At 65.2% G+C, this 22744-nt stretch carries 20 protein-coding genes; 4 read left to right on the forward strand and 16 right to left on the reverse strand.

Annotated elements, in window-relative coordinates:
* Positions 1-47: 47 nt before the first annotated feature.
* From kdpC to EOA23_RS01610, 11 genes are all read right to left on the reverse strand, one after another.
* Entirely contained in the window at positions 48-611 is a 564-nt protein-coding gene (gene kdpC / locus EOA23_RS01560) for a potassium-transporting ATPase subunit KdpC (RefSeq protein ID WP_127302646.1), read from the reverse strand.
* A gap of 12 nt (positions 612-623) precedes the next feature.
* The gene (kdpB, locus tag EOA23_RS01565; protein WP_127302647.1) at positions 624-2717 is read right to left on the reverse strand and encodes a potassium-transporting ATPase subunit KdpB; all 2094 of its coding nucleotides are present in this window, start codon (positions 2715-2717) and stop codon (positions 624-626) included.
* Positions 2714-2944 carry a hypothetical protein gene (locus EOA23_RS01570; protein ID WP_127302648.1) on the reverse strand — a complete coding sequence of 77 codons (231 nt, stop codon included), beginning with the start codon at positions 2942-2944 and terminating at the stop codon, positions 2714-2716. Before EOA23_RS01570 ends, kdpB begins: the two co-directional genes overlap by 4 nt.
* Positions 2945-2951: 7 nt before the next feature.
* Positions 2952-4655: a potassium-transporting ATPase subunit KdpA gene (gene kdpA, locus EOA23_RS01575; RefSeq protein ID WP_127302649.1), complete on the reverse strand. Its 1704-nt coding sequence runs from the start codon at positions 4653-4655 to the stop codon at positions 2952-2954.
* A gap of 33 nt (positions 4656-4688) precedes the next feature.
* Positions 4689-4778 (reverse strand): K(+)-transporting ATPase subunit F, encoded by a 90-nt coding sequence (locus tag EOA23_RS01580; RefSeq protein WP_040990279.1) that lies wholly within the window; start codon positions 4776-4778, stop codon positions 4689-4691.
* Positions 4779-5279: 501 nt separating this feature from the next.
* Positions 5280-5708, reverse strand: coding sequence for a hypothetical protein (locus EOA23_RS01585; RefSeq protein ID WP_126064399.1), 429 nt, complete (start codon positions 5706-5708; stop codon positions 5280-5282).
* 31 nt (positions 5709-5739) lie between these two features.
* Complete coding sequence (locus EOA23_RS01590; protein WP_127302650.1) at positions 5740-7176, reverse strand: amidase; 1437 nt, start codon at positions 7174-7176, stop codon at positions 5740-5742.
* A 186-nt stretch (positions 7177-7362) separates the two neighbouring features.
* Positions 7363-8454: a Gfo/Idh/MocA family oxidoreductase gene (locus tag EOA23_RS01595; RefSeq protein WP_127302651.1), complete on the reverse strand. Its 1092-nt coding sequence runs from the start codon at positions 8452-8454 to the stop codon at positions 7363-7365.
* Positions 8455-8528: 74 nt separating this feature from the next.
* Positions 8529-9701 carry an ABC transporter substrate-binding protein gene (locus tag EOA23_RS01600; protein WP_127302652.1) on the reverse strand — a complete coding sequence of 391 codons (1173 nt, stop codon included), beginning with the start codon at positions 9699-9701 and terminating at the stop codon, positions 8529-8531.
* A gap of 82 nt (positions 9702-9783) precedes the next feature.
* A complete protein-coding gene (locus tag EOA23_RS01605; protein WP_127302653.1) occupies positions 9784-10635 on the reverse strand; it encodes an ABC transporter permease in 852 nt (283 codons plus the stop codon).
* A complete protein-coding gene (locus tag EOA23_RS01610; RefSeq protein ID WP_127302654.1) occupies positions 10632-11465 on the reverse strand; it encodes an ABC transporter ATP-binding protein in 834 nt (277 codons plus the stop codon). The genes EOA23_RS01605 and EOA23_RS01610 overlap by 4 nt, the downstream gene beginning before the upstream one ends.
* A 275-nt stretch (positions 11466-11740) precedes the next feature.
* On the opposite strand from EOA23_RS01610, the gene EOA23_RS01615 reads away from it, so the two are divergent.
* Entirely contained in the window at positions 11741-12688 is a 948-nt protein-coding gene (locus tag EOA23_RS01615) for a MurR/RpiR family transcriptional regulator (protein ID WP_126064405.1), read from the forward strand.
* 204 nt (positions 12689-12892) lie between these two features.
* Entirely contained in the window at positions 12893-14683 is a 1791-nt protein-coding gene (locus tag EOA23_RS01620) for an NAD(P)/FAD-dependent oxidoreductase (protein ID WP_127302655.1), read from the forward strand.
* A gap of 154 nt (positions 14684-14837) precedes the next feature.
* Here EOA23_RS01620 and EOA23_RS01625 read toward each other — a convergent pair whose 3' ends face one another.
* Together EOA23_RS01625 and EOA23_RS01630 are read right to left on the reverse strand one after the other, a co-directional pair.
* A complete protein-coding gene (locus EOA23_RS01625; RefSeq protein ID WP_127302656.1) occupies positions 14838-16064 on the reverse strand; it encodes an amidohydrolase/deacetylase family metallohydrolase in 1227 nt (408 codons plus the stop codon).
* 80 nt (positions 16065-16144) lie between these two features.
* Positions 16145-16510: a RidA family protein gene (locus EOA23_RS01630; RefSeq protein WP_126064408.1), complete on the reverse strand. Its 366-nt coding sequence runs from the start codon at positions 16508-16510 to the stop codon at positions 16145-16147.
* Positions 16511-16699: 189 nt separating this feature from the next.
* Between EOA23_RS01630 and EOA23_RS01635 the strand changes: the two genes are divergently transcribed.
* The gene (locus EOA23_RS01635; protein ID WP_126064409.1) at positions 16700-17185 is read left to right on the forward strand and encodes a hypothetical protein; all 486 of its coding nucleotides are present in this window, start codon (positions 16700-16702) and stop codon (positions 17183-17185) included.
* 121 nt (positions 17186-17306) lie between these two features.
* Here the strand turns inward: EOA23_RS01635 and EOA23_RS01640 are convergent, their stop codons facing one another.
* Positions 17307-17561, reverse strand: coding sequence for a hypothetical protein (locus EOA23_RS01640; protein WP_126064410.1), 255 nt, complete (start codon positions 17559-17561; stop codon positions 17307-17309).
* Positions 17562-17824: 263 nt separating this feature from the next.
* Between EOA23_RS01640 and EOA23_RS01645 the strand changes: the two genes are divergently transcribed.
* Positions 17825-19318, forward strand: a complete 1494-nt coding sequence (locus tag EOA23_RS01645) for an ATP-binding protein (protein ID WP_127302657.1) — start codon at positions 17825-17827, stop codon at positions 19316-19318.
* Here EOA23_RS01645 and EOA23_RS01650 read toward each other — a convergent pair whose 3' ends face one another.
* Together EOA23_RS01650 and EOA23_RS01655 are read right to left on the reverse strand one after the other, a co-directional pair.
* Complete coding sequence (locus EOA23_RS01650) at positions 19319-20917, reverse strand: ATP-binding cassette domain-containing protein (RefSeq protein ID WP_127302658.1); 1599 nt, start codon at positions 20915-20917, stop codon at positions 19319-19321.
* The gene (locus EOA23_RS01655; protein WP_127302659.1) at positions 20914-22530 is read right to left on the reverse strand and encodes an ATP-binding cassette domain-containing protein; all 1617 of its coding nucleotides are present in this window, start codon (positions 22528-22530) and stop codon (positions 20914-20916) included. Before EOA23_RS01655 ends, EOA23_RS01650 begins: the two co-directional genes overlap by 4 nt.
* Positions 22531-22744 lie beyond the last annotated feature (214 nt).

Below are 22744 nucleotides of genomic sequence, written 5' to 3' on the forward strand. Positions count from 1 at the left end.
CCAATCATGGATTGCGCCGGGGACCGTGTCGATCCCCGGCGCGTGGATCACTTCAGCTCGTCCAGCGCCAGGTTCAGCGCCAGCACATTGACCACCGGCTCGCCCAAGATGCCAAGCTCGCGCGCTTCGACATGGCCGTCGACGAGCGCCTGGACCTTGGCCTCGTCAACGCCGCGGGCCTTGGCGACGCGCGGCACCTGGAAATAGGCCGCCTCGGGGCTGATGTCGGGATCGAGGCCGCTGCCGGAGGTCGTGACGAGGTCCATCGGCACCGGCGCGTTCGGGTTCTCGGCCTTCAGCTTCTCGGCGTCGCCCTTGATGCGCTCGATCAATTTCGCGTTTGTCGGACCGAGATTCGAGCCGCTGGAGGCCGTCGCATTGTAGCCGTCGCCGGCGGCCGACGGCCGGCCGTGGAAATAGCGGTCATTGGCAAAGGCCTGGCCGATCAGGCTGGAGCCGATGACCTTGCCGTCCCTCTCGATCAGGCTGCCATTGGCCTGGTTCGGAAACAGCGCCTGGGCAATGCCGGTCATGCCGATCGGATAGATCAGGCCGGTCAACACCGTAAAGAAGACGATCATGACGATAGCGGGTCTGAGTTGCTTGAACATCGGGATAAGTCCTTATGCGAGGCCGAGGGCCGTGACGATCAGGTCGATCGCCTTGATGCCGACAAAGGGCACGATGATGCCGCCGAGGCCGTAGACGAGCAGGTTGCGGGTGAGCAGCGAGCCGGCGCCGATGGCACGATATTTCACGCCCTTCAGCGACAGCGGGATCAGGGCGATGATGATCAGCGCGTTGAAGATGATGGCCGACAGGATGGCGCTCTGCGGCGTCGCCAGATGCATGATGTTGAGCGCCTGCAGCGGACCAGTGGGCTGACCGGGCGCGACATAGAAGACCGCGAACATCGCCGGGATGATGGCGAAGTACTTGGCCACGTCGTTGGCGATCGAGAAGGTCGTCAGCGAGCCGCGCGTCATCAACAGCGCCTTGCCGATCTCGACGATCTCGATCAGCTTGGTCGGGTCGCTGTCGAGGTCGACCATGTTGCCGGCTTCGCGCGCGGCGACCGTGCCGGTGTTCATGGCGACGCCGACATCGGCCTGGGCGAGCGCCGGCGCGTCATTGGTGCCGTCGCCGCACATCGCGACCAGCTTGCCCTTGGCCTGCTCCTCGCGGATCAGCGACAGCTTGTTCTCAGGCGTCGCCTGGGCAAGGAAGTCGTCGACGCCGGCTTCAGCGGCGATGGCTGCCGCGGTCAGCGGGTTGTCGCCGGTGATCATCACCGTGCGGATGCCCATCTTGCGCAGCTCGGCGAAACGCTCGGCTATGCCGCCCTTGACGATGTCCTTGAGGTGGACGACGCCGAGCAGGCGGCCGTCGCGCTCGACCGCCAGCGGCGTGCCGCCGGCCTTGGCGATCTCGTCGGCAACGGCCTGGAGATCGCGGATGGCGTCGCTTGTCGGGCGCGTGCCGTGGGCGGCGACGGTCGCTTGGTTGACGTGATTGAGCACCGCATCGACGGCACCCTTGCGCACCGACGAACCGTCGATGTCGACGCCGCTCATGCGGGTCTGCGCGGTGAAGGGCACGAAGGCTGCGTGCAGGGTCGCCATGTCGCGGGCGCGGATGCCGTATTTCTCCTTGGCCAGCACGACGATCGAGCGGCCTTCCGGCGTCTCGTCGGCGAGCGAGGCGAGCTGGGCGGCATCGGCCAGCTCCTGTTCGGTGACGCCCTTGACCGGACGGAACTCGGTCGCCTGGCGGTTGCCGAGCGTGATGGTGCCGGTCTTGTCGAGCAGCAGCGTGTCGACGTCGCCGGCGGCCTCGACGGCGCGGCCGGACATGGCAAGCACATTGAAGCGCACCAGGCGGTCCATGCCGGCGATGCCGATGGCCGACAGCAGCGCGCCGATCGTGGTCGGGATCAGCGTCACGAACAGAGCAACCAAGATCGTCACCGGGATATAGCCGCCCGAATAGGAGGCGAAGCTCGGGATGGTAGCGGTGGCCAGCACGAAGATCAGCGTCATTCCGACGAGCAGGATGTTGAGTGCGATCTCGTTCGGCGTCTTCTGGCGCTCGGCGCCCTCGACCAGCGAGATCATGCGGTCGAGGAAGGTCTGGCCGGACGCGGCGGAGATGCGCACGCGGATCCAGTCGGACAGCACCTGGGTGCCGCCGGTGACGGCCGAGCGGTCGCCGCCGGATTCGCGGATGACGGGCGCGGATTCGCCGGTGATCGCCGCCTCGTTGACGGAGGCCACGCCTTCGATCACCTCGCCGTCGGACGGGATGATGTCGCCGGCCTCGACCAGCACGACATCGCCGACCTTCAAGCTGGTGCCCGGCACCAGCTTGAATTTCGTGCGGTCGCCGTTGGCGAGGAGCTTGGCCTGGGTCTCGGTGCGCGCCTTGCGCAGCGAGTCGGCCTGCGCCTTGCCGCGGCCTTCGGCGACTGCCTCGGCGAAATTCGCGAACAGCACGGTGAACCACAGCCAGATGATGATCTGCAGGGTGAAGCCGAGATCGCCGCCCCCGGCGATGAGATCGCGGATGAAAAGGATGGTCGTGAGCAACGAGACAATGGCGACGACGAACATCACCGGATTCTTGATCAGCGTGCGCGGGTTCAGCTTGCGGAAGGCGCCGCCGATGGCGGGCACAAGGATGCGGGCATCGACAATGCTCGCGGATTTGGACTGGCTCATTTCGAGGCTCCAGTATCGGTTATGTTGGATGGCGCCGGGTGTTCGGTCTTCGGGAAGAGGTGCGGAAGACCGGTGGCCAGCAGCCACAGCACGAACAGCACGGCCGCCATGCCGAGAAAGGTTGAAAGGGTCGGGAAAGGACGAGGCTTCTCGTCCCTTCCGTTGTCGGGCGCTCCGTCACCGGTCCGGTGACCGTCGTGCCGACGTATGCGGTTGAACCCGGGCATGGTCATCTCAGAAGGTCTGTCCATGGATCATCGCCAGATGCTCGACGATGGGACCGACGGCGAGCGACGGGAAGAAGGTGAGGCCGCCGACGATGATGATGACGACGACCAGCAGGCCAACGAACAGCGTGCCGTCGGTCGGGAAGGTGCCGGCCGAAGCGGGCACGGTCTTCTTCGCCGCCAGCGAGCCGGCAATGGCCAGAGCCGGGATGATGACCAGGAAACGGCCCATCAGCATGCCGATGGCCATGGTCAGGTTGTACCAAGGCGTGTTGCCGGTGAGGCCGCCGAAGGCCGAGCCGTTGTTGGCGGCCGCCGAGGTATAGGCATAGAGCACCTCGGAGAAGCCGTGCGGCCCGCCATTGGCCATCGAGGCCACAGCGCTGGGCAGGACCACGGCGATGGCCGTGAAGATCAGCATGGCCAGCGGCAAGCACAGGATGGCCAGCATTGCCATCTTGACCTCCCTGGCCTCGATCTTCTTGCCGAGATATTCCGGCGTGCGGCCGACCATCAGGCCGGCAACGAAAACCGCGATGACGACGAACATCAGGATGCCGTAGAAACCGGCGCCGACGCCGCCGACGATGACTTCGCCGAGCTGCATGTTGATGAGCGGGATCATGCCGCCAAGCGCGGTGAAGCTATCATGCATGGCGTTGACGGCGCCGCAGGAGGCAGCCGTGGTGATGACCGCGAACAGTGCCGAGGCGGCGATGCCGAAGCGGGTCTCCTTGCCTTCCATGTTGCCGCCGTCGATGCCGAGCGCATGGACCAGAGGGTTGCCGGCGGCCTCGGCCCAATAGCAGACGATGACGCCGATTATGAACAGCGCACCCATCGAAGCGAGGATCGCCCAGCCCTGGCGCTGATTGCCGACCATGCGGCCGAAGACGTTGGTGAGGCCGGCGCCGAGCACGAAGATGGTCAGCATCTGGATCATGTTCGAGATCGCGTCCGGGTTCTCGAACGGATGCGCGGCATTGGCGTTGAAGAAGCCGCCGCCATTGGTTCCGAGCATCTTGATGGCGACCTGCGAGGCGACCGGTCCGAGCGCGATGGTCTGCCTGGCGCCTTCCAGCGTGGTGGCGTCGACATAAGGCCCAAGCGTCTGCGGAATGCCGAGCCAGACATAGACCAGCGTCAGCACGATACACATCGGCAGGAGCACGTAGAGCGTGCAGCGGGTCAGATCGACCCAGAAATTGCCGATCGACTTGCCCGAAGCACGAGCGAAGCCGCGGATCAGCGCGATCGCAATCGCAATGCCGGTGGCAGCCGAGACGAAATTCTGGACGGTGAGGCCCGCCATCTGCACGAGGTAAGACATCGTGCTTTCGCCGCCGTAATTCTGCCAGTTGGTGTTGGTGATGAAGCTCGCGGCGGTGTTGAAGGCGAGCTGCGGGTCGACCGCGGTCATGCCTGCGGGGTTGTAGGGCAGCACGCCCTGCACTCGCTGCAGCGCATAGAGAACGAGAAGGCCCACAAGGTTGAAGAGCAGCATAGCCGTCGCATAAACGGCCCAATGCTGTTCTTCCTTCTCGCTTGTCCCCGAAAAACGGTAGAGGCCGCGCTCGATCGGGACGAGCACGGGCGAGAGCAAGGTGCGGTCGCCGTTGAAGACGCGGTGCATATAGGAGCCGACCGGCTTAACGAGCGCGACGAGGATGCCGCAATAGAGAAGGATTTGTATCCAGCCGTAGATTGTCATTGGGATGGCTTTCCGTGCCTGGCGCCGGAACGTTCAGAAACGCTCGGGGCGGATGAGGGCGTAGGTGAGGTAGGCGAGCAGGAACAAGGTCACCGCGCCGCCAAGAATGTAATCGAGAAGCATGATCCGGCCCTTCCGCTCAGATTCTGTCGCAGGCTTTGACGTAGGCTAAGGACAGGGCGAAGAACAAAATTCCGATCCCGAGAACTATAAGATCCATGGCTGGTCTTCCTTTGTTTCCACTTTGTGTTTGCGGGCTCGCGGTGGCGGGCTCAAAACTGCACACGGACGCTCGTCACCTTGGCGGCGACGGCGATCAAAGCGTTTCTTCGAAGGGAGATATGGACCCGATCGCCATAAAGGTTCGAGACGGGGCGGATGGGAAAGATATAGGAATTTTATAGGAATTTGGCCTGGCTAATTCGGCCGTGAACCTGTTGCCAAGGTGAGCTGTCCGCAGGTGCTCTTTCCCTGAGGCGGCGACTCACTTAAATATTGTCCCCGCAATTATCCACAGTTTGTCCTTGTTGCCTGCGACCTGATAGTCGGAGATGGCATATGGCATCTTGGAGTGAGATTGAGCGTATCCGCAAAGACATCGCCGCAGCGCGATCTATTGCGAGATTATTGCTTGCATCCGAGCGTGAGGCATTGACCGAGTGGGAGACGGGATTCGTCGAAAGCATAATTGGCTATGTTGACGATGAGTTGACCACTCGACAGGTCGAGAAACTGCTTGAGGTGCGAGACAGCTTGGTCCTGGTGGCTAAACACCGTGGTTTTAGCATCAGCCGCTTGCTGCGACATTGCTATGAAGCGCGATTGGATCTGAGTGAAGATGACGAAGATTGGATCGTTGAGCTTTACGAGAATGGGCACCACTCGATCCGGCGTGGACAGGTTGGTAGACTTATGCGGTGCGCCAGGCAGCTCGGCTTGATCGAAGAGAGTTCCGCAGCTTAGCGAAGGATGCGTCACGATCAAATGCCACCACAGGGCGGTGCTGACCTTCGCAATTGGCATTTCACGTGGGCACTTCGCGAGGCCATCCATTGGCGCGCTGACCCAATCGAGCTTCTCGCTCCTACAGCGCCGGCCGTCGGTCCTTCCACGGCATCTCGCCTTCCAACTGTGTGGACAGCGCCAGCACCGTCGCCTCGTCGCCGTAACGGCCGACGAGCTGGACGCCGATCGGCACGCCAGCGGCCGATTGCCCGAGCGGCAGCGAGATCGCCGGCAGGCCGGAGATGTTGAAGGGGAAGTTGAAGACCGCGTCGCCCCATTTGGCGTTGTAGCGGTCGAGCTCGGTCTCCGACATGTCGTAGTAGCCGAGCGGGCGCGGCAGCTGCGTCAGCGTCGGGGTGATGAAGATGTCATAGGGGTTTAGGTCGCCGACGATATCGCGGCCGATCAGCCTCAGTTGCTCGACATCGGAAACATGTTTGATGCCGCTGGTCGCGCGGCCGCGCTCGATGACCGCCCAGGTCACCGGCTCGACATCGTTCGGCGTGACGGGGCGGCCGACCAGCGTTTCGAGGAAGCCGAAGGTGGCGGCCGTCTGCACGTTGGTCATGTCGGTGTAGGTTTTCCAGGCAGCATCGGCGTCGAGCGGCATGTCGTGCTCCTCGACATCGTGGCCGAGACGTTCGAGCGCGGCGACCGTGGAAAGCACCGTCTGCTTGACTTCAGGATCCATCGCGGCGCCGTTCGGCGGCGTGACGGTAAAGCCGATGCGCAGCTTCTTCAGCGCCCGTGCGGAGAGGTTGAGCCAGCTGTCCGTCGGAACCGGTGGGGTGTAGGCGTCGCCGGGCAGGGCGCCGGCCACCGCGTCGAGATAGGCAGCGGTGTCGCGTACGGTGCGCGAGCAGCAGAGGAAATAGGCGCCGCCATACCAATAGTCGCCGTAGGGCGCGAGGCTGACGCGGCCGCGCGAAGGCTTCAGGCCGACAATGCCGCAACAGGAAGCCGGCACGCGGATCGAGCCTGCGCCGTCGCTGGCCTCGGCGATCGGCACCATGCGCGAAGCGATCGCGGCGGCAGCACCGCCGCTGGAGCCGCCCGGCGTGATCCCTTGCTTCCACGGGTTCTTCGTCGCGCCGTAGAGTTTTGGCTCGGTGGTGATCGACCAGCCGTTCTCCGGCGCGTTGGATTTGCCGACGAGGACGAGCCCGGCGGCCTTGATGCGGCACACCACCTCGCTGTCGGAATCGGCGACGAAGTCCTTCAGGTAGCGGCACGAGTTGGTGAGAGGCGCGCCTTTCCAGGACGAAGCGAGCTCCTTGAGGAGATAAGGCACGCCGGCGAAAGGCGCGTTCTTGTCCACTGTCGCAGCTTGGCTGCGCGCCATGTCGTAGAGACGGTGGATGACGGCATTGAGCGACGGGTTGAGGCGCTCGATCATGGTGATCGCCGCTTCGACGAGCTCAGCCGGCGAAACCTCGCCGCGCTTTACCAGGCCGGCGAGCGCCAGCGCGTCGGAGTTGGTGTAGGTCGCAATCAAGCTCTCCGAAATCGCGGTCATGTGTTCCTCCCTATGATTGCCGATCGCTGGACTCACCCTCACCCAGCCTCGCTTCGCTCGGCTGACCTCTCCCCGGCGGGGAGAGGAGATTGTCAGCGCCGGCGCCAATCTCTTCTCCCCGCCGGGGAGAAGGTGGCCGCGAAGCGGCCGGATGAGGGGAGTGGCGCGACTGGTGACAGAGAAGGTTCAGGCCAGCTCGACGGTCCGCTTCTCCGCGATGCTCTGCTCCGCCGCCAGTACGATGCGCAGGCTGTTGACGGCCGCGTCCATCTGCTCGGTCAGATCGAGGTCCTCGCGGATGGCGCGCAGGAAGAAGGCCTGCTCGCGGTCGCAGAGTTCCTGGTGCCCGGGCTCGTCCTCCATGCTGACGATCTCGTCGGGCTTGGCAAAATTCTTGTCGCCGTCGACCTGCGCATAGTGGATCTTCAGCGCGTCGGTCTTGGTATGGCGGTCGATGTCGGCGGAATCGGACACTTCCTCGGCATCCTTGGCGCTGCTGCCCGACTGGCCGGCGACGATCGAGACGGCGCCCTTCGGGCCAACCACGTCCTTCACGAAATAGGCCGTCTCGCTCATCATCGGGCCCCAGCCGGCCTCATACCAGCCGACCGAGCCGTCATCGAAGGTGACGTGCAAATGGCCGTAATTCTGCTTGTCGGCCTCGGCCCAGAGTTTTGCGCCGATGCCGTGCACGCGCACCGGCTTGGCGCCGGTCAGTTGGCACATGACGTCGACATAGTGGACGCCGCAGTCGACGATCGGGATCAGCGAATCGATCAGGTTCTTGTGCCAGTGCCACGCAGTGCCGCTGCTCTGCTGGTTGAGGTTCAGGCGCATCACCAGCGGCTTGCCGAGCGTCTTGCCGACCTCGATGAATTTGATCCAGGACGGGTGGACGCGCAGGATATAGCCCAGCACCAGCTTGCGGTTCTTCGCCCGCGCCGCGGCCACCACCTTCTCTGCGTCCTCGATGTTGGTGGCCAGGGGCTTTTCCATGAAGACATGGCAATTGGCGGCGATCGCCTTCAACGCGTATTCGGCATGCGTGTTCGGCCAGCTGTTGATCGAGACCGCGTCCGGTTTCGTCTCCTTCAGCGCCAGGTCGAAATCCTCATAGAGCGGGTAGCCGGCGAGTTCCTTGGGGATCTTCTTGTTGCTTTTGATCGAGCGGCTCATGATGCCGACGATCTCGAAACCTTCGGAGCGGTGATAGGCGCTGGCATGCGATGCGCCCATATTGCCCAGACCAACCACCAGTATTTTCACCTTGTCGGCCATCGAAGCCTCCCCAATGCTCTTTGAACGGAATGGCGGACGGCGCCTCCCGCCGCCCGATGGTCATGGCAGTCGCGTTACTTGACGGCGGAATCGAACAGGTGCGCCTTGATCTTGTCGACGTCGAGCGCGGCAAAGCCTTCCGACAGTTTCACGCCCTCGGCATCGGCCTTGACCTTGGCCTTGTCGAAATCGTTGGCGGCCGGGATCAGATCGTTGGTGCAGACGTCCTCGGCCTTCACCGGCGCGCTGATCTGGCCGATCTTGAGGATCTCGTCGAAGAAGCCCTGCCAGCTCGCCATGTCGTGCGAACCCCAGCCGCCGCGCTTGTCCATGTCGCCGCGGAAGACGTTGATCTGCTGCAGGATCGAGGTGGTGCCGAGCTCGGGACCGAGGTTCTTGGCCAAGGTCGGGAACTGCTCGAACACGGCCTCGACCGCCGCGCGCGGGTTCTGGTAGCCGAACTCGAGACCCATCGCCCAGCCGCGCAGGTATTTTTCCAGGAAGGCCTTCTTGTCGGCATCCTCGAGGTCGGCGGCGCGCACGACGAAGGTGTTGGCCGGCAGCTTGGAATTCTTGACGCCCAGCCAATATTCGAAATCGAGGCCCTTGGCGATCCATTCGGCGCGCAAGCCTTCCCAGGAAAGCGCCGCATCGCCCTGGCCGCCGGCAAGCGCGGTGCCCCAGGTCGGCCAGCCGGCCTCGACATATTTCACCTTCTTGATGTCGACGCCCTGAGCCGCCAGCAGCGGATCGACGATCGCCTGCCAGGCGGCGGAGCCGAGCAGAATTGTCTTGCCCTCGAGGTCCTTGAGGTTGTTGGTGCCCTGGCCCTTGCGGAAGGCGAGGCTGAAAGTATCGCGCGCGCCCATGTGGAAGACGGACTTCAACTTCATGCCGTTCTGAATGGCGAAGGAGAAGACGCCGGGCGAGGGGAAGCCCATGTCGGCCTGGCCGACATCGACGAATTTCACCGTCGCGGTGCCATCCGAAGGGCCGGGCTGCATGTCGGTGTTGAGGTCGCCGAAATAGCCGGCTTTCTTCGCCGACCAGTAAGGATAGTCGTCCAGCACTTCGAGCGTGCCGCGCGGCGAGATCCAGGTGAATTTCTCATAGGCCGCCGCCCTGGCCCTCAGGCCGGATGCGCCGAGCGCGGTGGCGGTCACGACGCCGGCCGCTGTCACCTGCAGGAAATAGCGGCGGCTGATGCCGGTCGGAGCACTGGAATGGATCGGATTGTCGTTGGTCATGGCATTCCCCTTTTGTTGATTGCCCTTATTGATCGCTTGCCTTGCCTTCGCCCGCCTCCCGGGCGACCCCGTCCTTTCGCGCTTAGGTCTCCCAGCTCGCCCATTTCTTGCCGATCAGGAAGAACAGCACGTAGATCAGGATGCCGAGCGTCGACAGGATCAGCACCACCGCGAAGAATTGCGGCATCTGGATCATCGACGAATAGGAGGTGAGCCGGTTGCCGAGGCCGAAACCGCCGCCGACCATCTCGGCGCCGACGGCGGTGAGCAGGCCGAAGATGGCGCCGATCATCAGCCCGACCAGGATCATCGGCAGCGCCATCGGCGCGCGGATCTTCCAGAAGATCTGCAGGGTTCTGGCGCCATAGGAGCGGGCTAAGGCGATCTTGGCGCTGTCGACGCGGCGGAATCCGGTCGCGGCGTTGATCATCACCATCGGGCCGGCAGCCAGGGCGACCGCGATGATGCGCGGCGTGTAGCCGAAGCCGAAGCGCAGGATCAAAAGCGGCACCAGCGCCAGCATCGGTGTGGTGACGAGGATCAGGATGTAAGGCGCGACGATCTTCTCGGCGAAGGGGAACTGCGTGATCACCGCCGCCATCACCAGGCCGACGATGGCGCCGATGGCGAAGCCGGAGACAAGCTCGACCAGCGTGTAGCCGAGATGCGGGGCGATCAGCGGGAACTCGTCGAACAAGGCATAGGCGATCGAGCTCGGCGGCGGCATGATGTATTGCGGCACGTGAAAGATGCGAAGCGCGAGCTCGATGCCGCCGATGATGACCACCGCCACGGCGAGGATCGCCGCCACCTCGGCTCCGGACTTGATGCCGGGGCCGCTGGCGAAGGCGGAAAGGTTGGTGAGGCTGACCTCCTGCCCGTCACCGCCTGACTTCGCCTTCGAGAATTCCGGAATGGCGTCGCCTCCGCTCACTGCCTGATCCTCACGATTTCAGCGCTCTTGTGCTCCGGCTGCTGCTGCGCTTGCGGCCGACGTTCGCCGACGATGTCCATCTTGATGCGGTTGGTGAGGTCGAAAACCTCCTTCGTCGCCATGATCTCCAGCGAACGCGGGCGCGCGAACGGCACGTCGTAGATCTTGGCGACGCGGCCAGGCCGGGTCGTCAGCACCACGACGCGGTCGGAGAGGAAGATCGCTTCCTCGATGCTATGGGTGATGAAGACGATGGTGGTCTTGGTGTCGAGCCAGATCTCCTCGACGAGGCGGTTCATCTCCTCGCGGGTGAAACTGTCGAGCGCGCCGAAGGGCTCGTCCATCAAAAGCACGGAAGGCTTCAATGCCAGCGCGCGCACGATCGCGGCGCGCTGCTGCATGCCGCCGGAAAGCTCGCGCGGGAATTTGCCGCCGAAGCCATCCAGCCCGACGCGGTGCAAGAGATGGGCGATCCAGGCGCGGTCGGGCTTCTCGCCCTTGATCTCGAAGGGGAAGTTTATGTTGGCGTCGAGATTGCGCCAGGGCAGGAGGTTCGCTTCCTGGAAGACAATGCCGATCTCGGGGCGCGGTCCAGTGACCTCCTTGCCGTCGAGCAGGATCGCGCCGCCGGTCAGCCGGTGCAGGCCCGACATAGACCACAACAGCGTGGTCTTGCCGCAGCCGGAGGGGCCGACGATCGAAACGATCTCATTGGGTTGAACATCGAGGCTGCAGCGGTCCAGCGCCAGAAGATCGCCGGAACCTGTCTGATAGACCTTGGTCGCTGCCTGCACGCCGAGCTTCGGCGTTCTTGCGCTTGCCGTACTCATGCTCCCCCTCGGAGACTGCGCGATGCGTTGCCCAAGGCCCCATCTGTCCGCGAAATCAGTCTGTAACTATCCTACTTTACTGTCAAGCGGCGACAGACGACAGAAGCAATCAGGTTCAATCAGATATCAGTTAATATGTTGATTTAAATGGGTGTTATCATCCCTTGCGGTGTGTGTTACTTTCCTACATACTCAGCTCGGTTGATTGCCTATGGCCAGCGGGCGGATAATCGCGAAGATGACGGATCCAGAAGCGGGCTGGGGAGGACTGGCGAATGACCGAAGCTGACAGCCAGGCATTGCGAATTGCGGACGAAGACGGCGACCGGCACGACCATGTCAGGCGCTTTCCCGATATCATCTCGCAGGTGAAGGACAGCTATGCGGAGCTGCGGCCGGCCGAGCGCCGCGTCGCCGATGTCGTGCTCGACGATGTCAAATATGCGGTCGACGCGTCCAATGCCGCGCTTGCCCAACGTGCCCGGGTCAGCGAGCCGACGGTGACACGGTTCTGCCGCGCCATCGGCTGCGAGGGCGTGCGCGATTTCAAGCTGAAGCTGGCGCAGAGCCTTGTCGTCGGCGCGCTCTATCTCGCCACCAAGCCCCAGCCCGCGAACAGCGACAGCGGCATGCCGTTCTGGAACGCCGTCTTCGGCGAAGCGCGGCGCGCGCTGCAGGAGGCGGAGCGGCAGATCGATCCGGGACAGCTGCAGAAGGCGGCGGAACTGATCGCCAAGGCGCGGCAGGTGACGGTGTTCGGCCTCGGCGGCAGCTCGTCGGCGCTGGCGCAGGAGACGCAATACCGCCTCTTCCGCTATGGGATCACCATCAATGCGCAAAGCGATCCCTATTTGATGCGCATGACCGCCTCGACGCTGAAGCCGGGCGATCTGGTGATCGCGATCTCGGCCACAGGGCGCACGCGCGAGGTGATCGAGGCGGTGGAGCTCGCCAAGCACTACCGCGCCAACGCGATCTGCGTGACGGCGCCGGACACCGAGCTGACCCGCGTCTGCGACGTGCGGCTGACGATGGCCGTTCCGGAATATCCCGACACGCTGAAGCCGACCGCGTCGCGCTACGCATTCCTGGCGGCCATCGATCTGCTGGCGGTGGCGACAGCCTACAAGATCGACGGCCCGGCGCGCGAGACGGTGCGCAGGATCAAATACAATGCGCAGATCCATCGGACGGGCAAGGAGATGGAGCCGCTCGGGGATTAGCGACTACCCTTCTCCCCTTGTGGGAGAAGGTGGCCTCGCGAAGCGAGGTCGGATGAGGGGTGTTCCAGATGCCACCAGCGTCTCACTCCGCTGGAACACCCCTCATCCGTCTCGGCGCTGCGCGCCGATCCACCTTCTCCCACAACGGGAGAAGGGAAGGTCGGCGCGGCCAGGGAACTCCAACTGAAAAGGGAACGACGAAAAATGCTCGACATCGCACCATCGCAACAGGCGGCGACCTGGCTCGGCTCATTCGGCCGGGCGCTGGAGGCGGGCGATATCGAGGCGGCGACGAACCTCTTTGCGGAAGATTGCTACTGGCGCGATCTTTTGACCTTCACATGGAACATCAAGACCATGGAGGGGCAGGCCGCGATCCGCGAGATGCTGAAGGCAACGCTGTCGCTGGCGCAGCCGTCGCACTGGCACCTGACCGGCGAGGCGAGCCTCGACGACGGCATCGTCGAGGCCTGGTTCACGTTCGAGACTGGGGTGGCGCGGGGCGAGGGGATCCTGCGGCTCAAGGACGGCCGCTGCCGTACGCTGTTCACGGCGATGAGCGAGCTCAAGGGTTTTGAGGAGCAAAAGGGTCCTGCGCGGCCGCTCGGCATCCGCCACAAGGCCGACCCCAAGCGCGAGACCTGGGCGGAAGCACGGGCGCGCGAGGCGCGCGATCTCGGCGTGCATGAGCAGCCCTACTGCCTGGTGATCGGCGGCGGGCAGGGCGGCATCATGCTGGGCGCCCGGCTGCGGCAGCTCGGCGTTCCGACCCTCATCGTCGAGAAGAATGCGCGCGCCGGCGATTCCTGGCGCAACCGCTACCGCTCGCTCGTGCTGCACGACCCGGTCTGGTACGACCATCTGCCTTACATTCCGTTCCCGGAAAACTGGCCGGTCTTCACGCCCAAGGACAAGATGGGCGACTGGCTGGAAATGTATACGCGCGTCATGGAGCTGAATTATTGGGTGGCCACCAAATGCATCAGCGCCGCCTTCGACGAGGCCGAAAAGGTCTGGATCGTGGTGGTCGACCGCGTCGGCCAACGCGTCACGCTGAAGCCGAAACACATCGTCTTCGCCACCGGCGCCTACGGGCCGCCGCAGCAAATCGAATTGCCCGGCGCCGACAGCTTCAAGGGCGAGCTCCTGCATTCCAGCCAGTATTCCACCGGCGAGAAATTCCGCGGCAAACGCGTCGCGGTGATAGGTGCTGCAAGCTCCGGCCACGACGTCAGCGTCGACCTCTGGGAAGCCGGCGCCAAGGTCACCATGGTGCAGCGCTCGCCGACGACCGTGGTGAAGTCCGACACGCTTATGGATGTCGGCTTCGAGATCTTTTCCGAAAAGGCGCTGGCGCGCGGCATCACCACCGACAAGGCCGACATGATCGTCGCCTCGACGCCCTTCGCTTTGGTGCCCAAGGGCCAGCGCGCGCTCTATGACGTGATCAGGGCGCGCGACGCGGATTTCTACAAGCGCCTCAGCGACAGCGGCTTCGCCATCGATTTCGGCGAGGACGAGACCGGGCTGTTGATGAAGGCCTATCGTACCGGCTCGGGCTATTACATCGATGTCGGCGCCTGCGAGCTGATCCTGAACGGCGAGATCAAGGTGAAGAGCGGCGTAGGCATCAAGTCGCTGACGCCGGCCGGCATCTTGTTCGAGGACGGCAGCGAATTGGATGTCGACGCGATCGTCTGCTGCACCGGCTACCAGTCGATGAACGAGACGGTTGCCGCAATCGTCTCACGCGAGGTCGCCGACAAGGTCGGCCCGTGCTGGGGCCTTGGCTCCGGCGTGAAGGGCGACCCCGGTCCCTGGCAGGGCGAGTTGCGCAACATGTGGAAGCCGACGGCGCAGGAGGCGCTGTGGTTCCATGGCGGCAATCTGGCGCTGTCGCGCTTCTATTCGAAATATGTGGCGCTGCAGCTGAAGGCGCGGATGGAAGGGATTGCGACGCCCGTTTATGGCGAGCCGAGTAACGCACAACGGTGACGTTCGATCTCCCCCCTCGAGGGGGAGATGGCCGGCAGGCCAGAGGGGGTCGGTCCGACTGGGCTCGACTTTTAGCGGCAGACGAGGGTTGGCGCTTCACGCGCGGCGCCCCCCTCTGTCGCCTTCGGCGACATCTCCCCCTCGAGGGGGGAGATCAGCCCCGGCCAAAATGCCTGGCCGCCACATCCACATGCGTGTGATGCGCATGCGCTTCGAAGCGTTCGGTCTCGTTGTGGTCGGGCGTGTCGTTCGGCCACCACTTGCCGCCGATGGCGATGCCGCTGGAAACCAGCCGCTGGTCCGCGACCATTGACGCTCCGACCGCGTCGACGAAGGTGAAGCGGCCGGGCTGGAGCCGCAGCACCGCGACATCGCCGATGCCGCCGACCTTCAGCGCGCCGAGCTCGGACCGGGCGATCGCCTGCGCGGGGTTTACGGTCGCGGCGCGCAGCACCTCGACCAGCGGCATGCCGAGCGCCATCAGCTTCGACATGCAGACCAGCATGTCGAAGGCCGGGCCGTCGACGCAGTAGAGGTGGACGTCGCTCGATATTACGTCGGGCGCGAGACCCTCGGCGAGCATCGCCTTCGCCACCTCGAAGTCGAAGGAGCCCATGCCGTGGCCGATGTCGAAGATGACGCCGCGCTCGCGCGCCAGGCGCATGTCTGGCCGCACCGCGCCCGAGGCGAAGACCGGGGCGTTGGGGAATGGGCGGAAGCAGTGGGTGAGAATGTCGCCGCGGCGCAGCCTGGGCAGCACTTCCGAACGGCCCGGCGGCGGTTCGTCGATATGCGCCATCAGCGGCAGGCCGACCTTGTCAGCGGCTTCGAGCGCGAGATCGACCGGGGCGACGCCGCTGGTACCGGCGGCATGCTTGCCAGAGCGGACTTTCACGCCGACGACGACATCGGCGTGCTCGCGCACCGCAGCCACCGTCTCGCGCGGCTCGCAGAGCCTGAGGTCGCTGCACTCGCCGACCGACACGGTCTTGGCGAAGCCGAATATGCCGGCGAAGGAGATGTTGACGTAAGCGAGGATGCGGACCTTCGAGCGCTCGATGACATGGCGGCGGAAGCCGAGGAAATTGCCGGCGCCGGCGCTGCCGGCGTCGACGAAGGTGGTGGTGCCGCTCTTGGCGGCCAGCCGGTCGGCATCGACACCGAGCGAGGTGCCGCCCCAATAGACATGGCTGTGCAGGTCGACGAGGCCGGGCGTGACGATGCAGTCCCTGGCATCGACCACCTGCGCGGCATGTTCGGCATCGAGGGCGGCCTCGATCGCGGCGACGCGGCCATCGGCGATGGCGACGTCGCGCTGCGCGTCCAGGCCCGATGCGGGGTCGATGACGCGCCCGCCCTTGATCAGGAGATCGAACTGCATCGGTACCCTCCCTGCTGTTTGTTTCACGCAATTCCGGACGGAAAACCGCTACACACTTTTCCTGGAATTGCTTTTAGCGATCAGACCGGCCGGTAGGCGACGGCCTCGACCTCGATCTTGATGTCGATCATCAGGCGCGACTCGACCGTGGTGCGCGCCGGCGGATCCTTGGAGAAATGTTTTGCATAGACGGTGTTGAAGGTGCCGAAATCGCGCGCGTCCTCCAGCCAGACAGTGGTCTTCACCACATCGTCCATGCCGCAGCCGGCCAGCGCCAGCGCCGCCTTGACGTTCTGCAGCACCTGCTCGGTCTGCTCGGCGATGCCGCCCTTTACCACCAGCCCGTCGCTGCCCACCGGCACCTGGCCGGAGACATAGACGAAATCGCCGGCGCGCACGGCGGGCGAGAGCGGAACATGCGATTTTCCAAAACACTGCTTGGGCAAGTGAGCCTCCTCTTGGCGATCAACGGAACCGGCCGCATAGCCGTCTACGCCTGTCGGCACGATCCTCATAGAGCCAATGTCGGAAAGCAACATTTTTTCGAAATCCATGTTGCTTTATTACAGAAGCCTGAGCATCTTTGCGCTCGCGCCGCTTCCGTCCGGCTGCGCGCAGATGAGGGGAGATCCAGCATGACCTTCGACAAGAACCCGTTTCCGGAAGGCGATGCCGACCGCCACTCGCTGTGGGAAATGCTGGTGCGGCGCGATATCGATGCCTTCCTCGGCCAAGACTGGTCGATGGTCGAGGACGATTTCATCGCCGAGAGCTTCTTCGGCATGCACGCGCATTTCCTCGCCAATGCCGACGCCTGGCGGCTGCAGTTCCCGAGGCTGGATGTCTATCGCGACGAATGGCTGCGCCAGGCCAAGGAAACCGCGGGCACGAAATTCGCCGAGCCGCTGCGCGAGGCGCTGTTTCGTGTCACCAACATGCGCGACATCGATGTTGATGGCGATCGCGCGGTGCTGCACAAGAAGTTCGACGGTTCCGTCGCCAAGGCCGATGGCGGCGTCGACCGGCTGAAATGGCAGACGCTCTATTTCTGCCGCAAGGTTGGTGGCCGCTGGAAGATCGCGGGCTTCGTCGGCTACATGCCGCATCCATTGGGCAGTTAGGGCCTGGCGGACGGCGCCTGCGTTCGCAAATCGCTCATTGTGGAAACTGGCCGCGCCCGTTGGTTCGTCGTTCTAGGGCGAGGCCCGTGGATGACGACGTTAGGGGCAGTCACCGGGCTCGCTACGCGAGCCGCGGCAACCGCTCGTCAGGCGAGCGGTGGTCGAATACAACCCCCATGGTCTTACCAACGGCGGCCATCACGATCAGCTCGACCAGATGGTCATCGCTGTCCTCGCAGGATGGATCGGCATGGCGTATGGCCTCGAGCATGGCGCGTGTGGACACGGTGTCGCCGGCGCGAAATTTCGAAAGGGCAGACGAAACAAGGTCTTGCACCGTCGGGTCCATGACGGGCACTTCCGCAGCGACGTTCATTGGCCTCCTCCTGCCATGAACCCTCCCTGCAAAGATGATACGCCAATGGCTGGATTGCGCCAGCGAAATGGTGGTCCGACCAGTGCCGATGGCGACAGCCTGCCGCCATCCGCCCTGCAGGGACGAGCTGACGCTCGCGCATGGGACGAGCCGACGCTCGCCCTTAGATGTGGAACACCGCCAAGCGGTGCGCGGCCATGCTCGACGCGCCCGGCTTCGGTTGATAAGCCCGTGGCGCGGATGGAGGCGTTCTGAGTCGAAATATGACGGTTGCAATCGAGATGGGGCAGACGAGCGCAGGCGCGCCGGCGGCCCTCGACCTTGAGGAACTGCTGGCAACCCGGCTGCTGGTGCAGGGCAATTCGGGCTCCGGCAAGTCGCATCTGCTGCGCCGGCTGCTCGAACAGAGCGCGCCCTGGGTGCAGCAGACCATCATTGACCCCGAAGGCGACTTCGTGTCGCTTGGCGAACGTTTTGGGCATCTGGTGATCGACGCCGAGGAGCATACCGAGCGCGGCCTGCAGGCGGCGGGCGAGCGGGCGCGCATCCACCGCGTCTCGACGGTGCTCAATCTCGAGGGGCTCGACGCCGAGAACCAGATGCGGCGCGCAGCGGCTTTCCTCGGCGGGCTGTTCGAGGTCGCGCGCGACCACTGGTACCCGATGCTGGTGGTCGTCGACGAGGCGCAGCTCTTCGCGCCCGCCGCCGCCGGCGAGGTTTCGGACGAGGCGCGCAAGCTTTCCCTCGGCGCGATGACCAATCTGATGTGCCGCGGCCGCAAGCGCGGGCTGGCCGGCATCATCGCCACGCAGCGGCTGGCGAAGCTCGCCAAGAACGTCGCGGCGGAAGCCTCCAACTTCCTGATGGGCCGCACTTTCCTCGACATCGACATGGCGCGCGCGGCCGACCTGCTCGGCATGGAGCGGCGTCAGGCCGAAGCTTTCCGCGACCTGGAGCGCGGGCATTTCATGGCGCTCGGACCGGCGCTGTCGCGCCGGCCGCTCGGCGTGCGCATCGGCCAGACCGAGACCAGCCCGCGCAACGGCACGCCGCGGCTGATGCCGCTGCCCGAAGCGGCCCTTGAGGATGCACGCTCGATCATACTTGCCGCGCCGCCGCCGGAGACGGTCAGGCCGCAACGCCGGCCTTCGCCGGACCTCCTCGACCAGCTGATGGCGGCCAAGGCCGCGCCGCTGGACATGCGCCCCGAGCCGGCGGAGCCGCAGCCCAGCGCCGAGGACCTCGCCGAGCGGCGTGAGCGGATGGATCGCATCCTGCGTGCCATCCTGGCCGAGCCCGATGCGGGCTTCCGAGTCATCGGCGTGCTCTACCAGGAGTTCGTGGTCCGCTGCCGCATCGAAGGGCTTGCCTCGGTCGTGCCCGATCTTCCGGAATTCCGCCGCATGCTGACCAGGGCGCGAGCCGGCGTCGGCTCCGACATGGCAGAGGACGATGCGTGGCGGGACGTCTCCGTGCGCGCCTCGCTTTTGCCCGAGGACATGCAGGGCGTGTTCATGATGATCGCCCGCGCCGCCAAGGAAGGCTGGCCATGCCCGAGCGACGCGGCGATCGCGCGCGCCTACGGCTCACATTCGCTGCGCCGCGCGCGGCGGCTGCTCGACTATATCGAGGAGCAGGGCCTCATCGTCTGTCAGGTCGACGGCACAGGGCGACGCACCGTGACGCTGGTTGAGCTCGCCTGGGCGACGGCGCCGGGCGATCCCAATGCCGCGGAGCAGGACAGCTCGGCGGCGTGATCACGGCTGCAACTCGATCGTGCGGACATCGCGAAGCGGCGGCGCGCGATGGGTGGAGACGACGACGATCCTATCGCTGAAGCGGGCGAGCAGCCGCTCGAGGATACGCTCGCCCTGCGCCTCGTCGAGATGCTCGGTCGGCTCGTCCAGCAGCATAACGGGTCGGGATGACAGCCAGGCGCGAGCGAGGTTGATGCGCTGCGCTTCGCCGAGCGAGAACCTGTCCTGCCTGACCCAGCTGTCCAGCCCGCCCGCGTCGCGGATGCGACCGTCCATCTCGACGGCTTCCAGGGCCCGCCACAGCACGGCATCCGGAGCATCGCCGGCAAAGAGATTGGCGCGGACGGTGTCCTCCAGCACGACCGCGTCGTGCAGGACGAGGGACACGAGCGCCCGCCGCTCGCCTGCCGACAGGATGCGGTCGTCGGTGGCGAAGGCATCGTCGCCGATCCAGCCGGCGATCTGCTTGAGCAGGCTCGTCTTGCCCGAGCCGCTTGCGCCGACGAGCAGTGTCGGCTGGCCTCGCGCGAGGAGCAGAGAGATGGGCGTTCCGATCGACCGGCCGTCGGGCGCACGGCGTTGCAGGCCGCCATGAAGCAGCAGGCCGGGCTTGATGTCATCCAGGGCGAATTCGCGCCTGCCGGCCGCGGTGCCGCGTGTCCATTGACCGATCTCGGCGCGAGCCGCGTCGCGGCGAAGCACGGCAACCAGCATGCGCGATGCGCCATTCATGGTTTCGCCCAGCGCCAGCCAGGAGAAGGCGAGCAGCATCGGCGCGAGAAGCTCCGTGCCTTGTCTGCCCGCATACCACGCAGCCGCCATCACGCTGACGCCGGCAACCGGACCGAGGGCCGCCGCGACCATGTCCAGCATGGCCTGCAACCGGCGAAGGGAAAGCTGCGCGCTGTCGGCGCGAGAGAGCGCGGCGAGGGCCTCGGTGCATTCGCGGTTCCAGGCGCCCTCCGCCTTCAGGGGTACGGCTGACGCCATGGCCGCGCCAAGCCGGCTCGCGCCCCCGCGGCGCAGCGACCTGGTCTCACGCCATGCCATGGCGCCAGCTCTGGCCACCCGGTTCCCCGCGAACAGGATGGCAAGCAGCAAGACTATGATGGGCAGGAGGGACAAAGGCGCCAGCACTGCTGAGCCGGCAATCAGGACGGCAAGACCGCAGGCAAGCGTCAGAGCCGGCAGGCCGGCGCGCAGCCTGGCGAAGTCGAGGTCCTCGACATCGTCCAGATAGTCGGCAAGGCGCGAATCGTCGCCCAGCTGCCATCCGGCCCGGCGCACCGCCGGCGCCGCCGCCATCGCGGCGAACAGCTCGACGCGACGCGATATCTGATCGGCGAGCGCGGCCTTGTGGCCGGTCAGCCGCTCGCCGTAGCGGGCGGCGGTGCGGCCGACCGCGAACAGCCTGATGAAAGCCGCGGGGGTGTGAAAGTTGAAAGTGAAAGCGGCGGCGGAAAGGCCAGCGATCGCCACCGAGCCGAGCAGCCAGGCGGACACGCCGCCGAGCAGTATGGCGCAGGCCAGCGCGGTGAAGGCGAAGCCGGTCGCCAGCCGCCACGACTTCCGGCTCGATGACTGAAACGCGGTGCTCATGCCGCCACCTCGACGGTATCGTCACGGGTGAGGTCCACAACCAGGTCGGCGGCGGCGGCAAGGTCCCGGTCATGCGTCGCTACGACGACCAGCCGCGTTCCTGAAATCCCGATCAGCATGCGCCGCACGGCTTCGGCGGTCGCGCGGTCGAGTTTTGCCGTCGGCTCGTCGGCGAGCACGGTTCGTCCAGAAAGTTGCGCGCGGGCGATGGCGATGCGAAGCCGCTGGCCGCCCGAAAGATTGGCGCCGCCCTTGTCCAGCCTTGCATCGAGACCGCCCGGCAGCAGGGCGCCGTCGAGCAGCCCGATCGCGCGCGCGGCATTTTCCAGCCGGCTCCGGTCCAGCGCGCCGCCATTCCACGAAATGGCCTCCGCCAGCGTTCCTTCTGGCACGTAGGCGTCCGTCGAAACCCAGGCGATCTCCCCGGCGGCCAGCGGACGGGTTCCCGGCATCGGCATGGCGCCCGGCTCGAGCCCGGAGAGACGGCGCAGAAGCGTCGATTTGCCCGATCCGCTCGGACCGACGATGGCGACGAGGCCATGTGCACGCAATGTCAGGCGCAACCGGTCGAGCACCGGCAAGGTCGTCGACGCGATCGGGTCGGCGCCGAGCAGCCGGTCCAGCGCGGTGGCAGCCGCCAACCCTTCCGCCTTGGCATGGTACTGCTCCGAGAAGCGGCGGAATGGTGCGAAATACTCGGGCGCGATCATCAGAATGAACAGGCTCTGCCAGAGCTCGAGATGCGAGAAGCCCGGGATCGTCGCAAGCTTCAGGTGGCCCAGGCCGAGGAAGATGGCGAGGATCGCAATCGAGAGCGAGGCGAAGAAGTCGATGATCCCGGCATTGGCAAAGGCTATGCGCAGCAGACCGATCGTCTCGCCCGCGTAGCCCTCCAGGCGCTGGCCGAGTTTCGCCTCCTCGCTTGCCGTCGCGTGGTTGGCAAGAATTGTGGGCAGCGTGCGGAGGCGGTCGGCGAACTGGCCCGCCAGCCGGCCGAAGGCACGCTCCTGGGCGTCGGCGCGCCGACGGATCGCATTGCCCACCAGCGCGAAGAACAGGATCATGACCGGCGTCAGGCTGATGACCAGCAGCGCGGCCTGCCAGGAGACGAAGCAAAGCGCGATGGCAGCGAGCAGCGGCCCGGCCGCCATCATGGCCGTGGCGGCGCGATGACCCACCACCAGCGCGGCGATCGATTCCGGATGGCGCTGCATCGAGACGATCAAGGCGCCCGTCGAGAGCGACTGCAACTGCCGCGCCGGCATCTTGCCCAGTCGCTCGCCCGCGAGCGCCCGCAGTCGCGTCGAGACGGCGTTTTCCGCGGAAGCCTGCACCCTTTCAGCGGCGAATCCGGCGAGGCATGCGGCCGCGAGCAGCGCAATCATCCCGGCGACGAGCCATGGCTCGACCGTCTCGCCCATCACGAGCCGGCCGGCGGCCATCGCCGCCGTCGCGGCGAAGCCGAGCCTGAGCACGGTGCGGACCGCCTGCAAGGCGAGAAGACCGCGCAATCCACGCCTTGCCAATCGCTCGGCGGCGGAAAGCGCCTCGAAGGCGGCCGGCCCCGAGGCGGCGGAATCAGGAATCGGTGCGGGAACGACCTGCGTTTTCATGGCCCGCTTCTCGCACAGGCGAGGAGGACATGAGTTGATTCAGGTCAAGTCTCCAGCATTCGTGTCGCGCTATGAGGCGATGTCCAGAAAGGATGCTCCATGTCCGACTTTCTTCCTCGGCGTCGCGACGGTAATCGCCACCGTGGGCTGGCGATGTTCCCGATCCAGTTGCCGTCGAGCGGCAACCCTCCTTGAGCCCGGCGTGACGGAGGAG

It is taken from the genome of Mesorhizobium sp. M2A.F.Ca.ET.042.01.1.1, from assembly GCF_003997405.1.
Lineage (GTDB): Bacteria > Pseudomonadota > Alphaproteobacteria > Rhizobiales > Rhizobiaceae > Mesorhizobium.

Coding starts and splice junctions, on each gene's coding strand:
- EOA23_RS01595 (WP_127302651.1), bottom strand. CDS start 8,454: ATGGCCGACAAGGTGAAAATACTGGTGGTTGGTCTGGGCAATATGGGC.
- EOA23_RS01650 (WP_127302658.1), bottom strand. CDS start 20,917: ATGAGCACCGCGTTTCAGTCATCGAGCCGGAAGTCGTGGCGGCTGGCG.
- kdpC (WP_127302646.1), bottom strand. CDS start 611: ATGTTCAAGCAACTCAGACCCGCTATCGTCATGATCGTCTTCTTTACG.
- EOA23_RS01580 (WP_040990279.1), bottom strand. CDS start 4,778: ATGCTTCTCGATTACATTCTTGGCGGCGCGGTGACCTTGTTCCTGCTC.
- EOA23_RS01640 (WP_126064410.1), bottom strand. CDS start 17,561: ATGAACGTCGCTGCGGAAGTGCCCGTCATGGACCCGACGGTGCAAGAC.
- EOA23_RS01655 (WP_127302659.1), bottom strand. CDS start 22,530: ATGAAAACGCAGGTCGTTCCCGCACCGATTCCTGATTCCGCCGCCTCG.
- EOA23_RS01625 (WP_127302656.1), bottom strand. CDS start 16,064: ATGCAGTTCGATCTCCTGATCAAGGGCGGGCGCGTCATCGACCCCGCA.
- kdpB (WP_127302647.1), bottom strand. CDS start 2,717: ATGAGCCAGTCCAAATCCGCGAGCATTGTCGATGCCCGCATCCTTGTG.
- EOA23_RS01570 (WP_127302648.1), bottom strand. CDS start 2,944: ATGCCCGGGTTCAACCGCATACGTCGGCACGACGGTCACCGGACCGGT.
- EOA23_RS01645 (WP_127302657.1), top strand. CDS start 17,825: ATGACGGTTGCAATCGAGATGGGGCAGACGAGCGCAGGCGCGCCGGCG.
- EOA23_RS01590 (WP_127302650.1), bottom strand. CDS start 7,176: ATGACCGCGATTTCGGAGAGCTTGATTGCGACCTACACCAACTCCGAC.
- EOA23_RS01585 (WP_126064399.1), bottom strand. CDS start 5,708: ATGGATGGCCTCGCGAAGTGCCCACGTGAAATGCCAATTGCGAAGGTC.
- EOA23_RS01620 (WP_127302655.1), top strand. CDS start 12,893: ATGCTCGACATCGCACCATCGCAACAGGCGGCGACCTGGCTCGGCTCA.
- kdpA (WP_127302649.1), bottom strand. CDS start 4,655: ATGACAATCTACGGCTGGATACAAATCCTTCTCTATTGCGGCATCCTC.
- EOA23_RS01600 (WP_127302652.1), bottom strand. CDS start 9,701: ATGACCAACGACAATCCGATCCATTCCAGTGCTCCGACCGGCATCAGC.
- EOA23_RS01615 (WP_126064405.1), top strand. CDS start 11,741: ATGACCGAAGCTGACAGCCAGGCATTGCGAATTGCGGACGAAGACGGC.
- EOA23_RS01635 (WP_126064409.1), top strand. CDS start 16,700: ATGACCTTCGACAAGAACCCGTTTCCGGAAGGCGATGCCGACCGCCAC.
- EOA23_RS01610 (WP_127302654.1), bottom strand. CDS start 11,465: ATGAGTACGGCAAGCGCAAGAACGCCGAAGCTCGGCGTGCAGGCAGCG.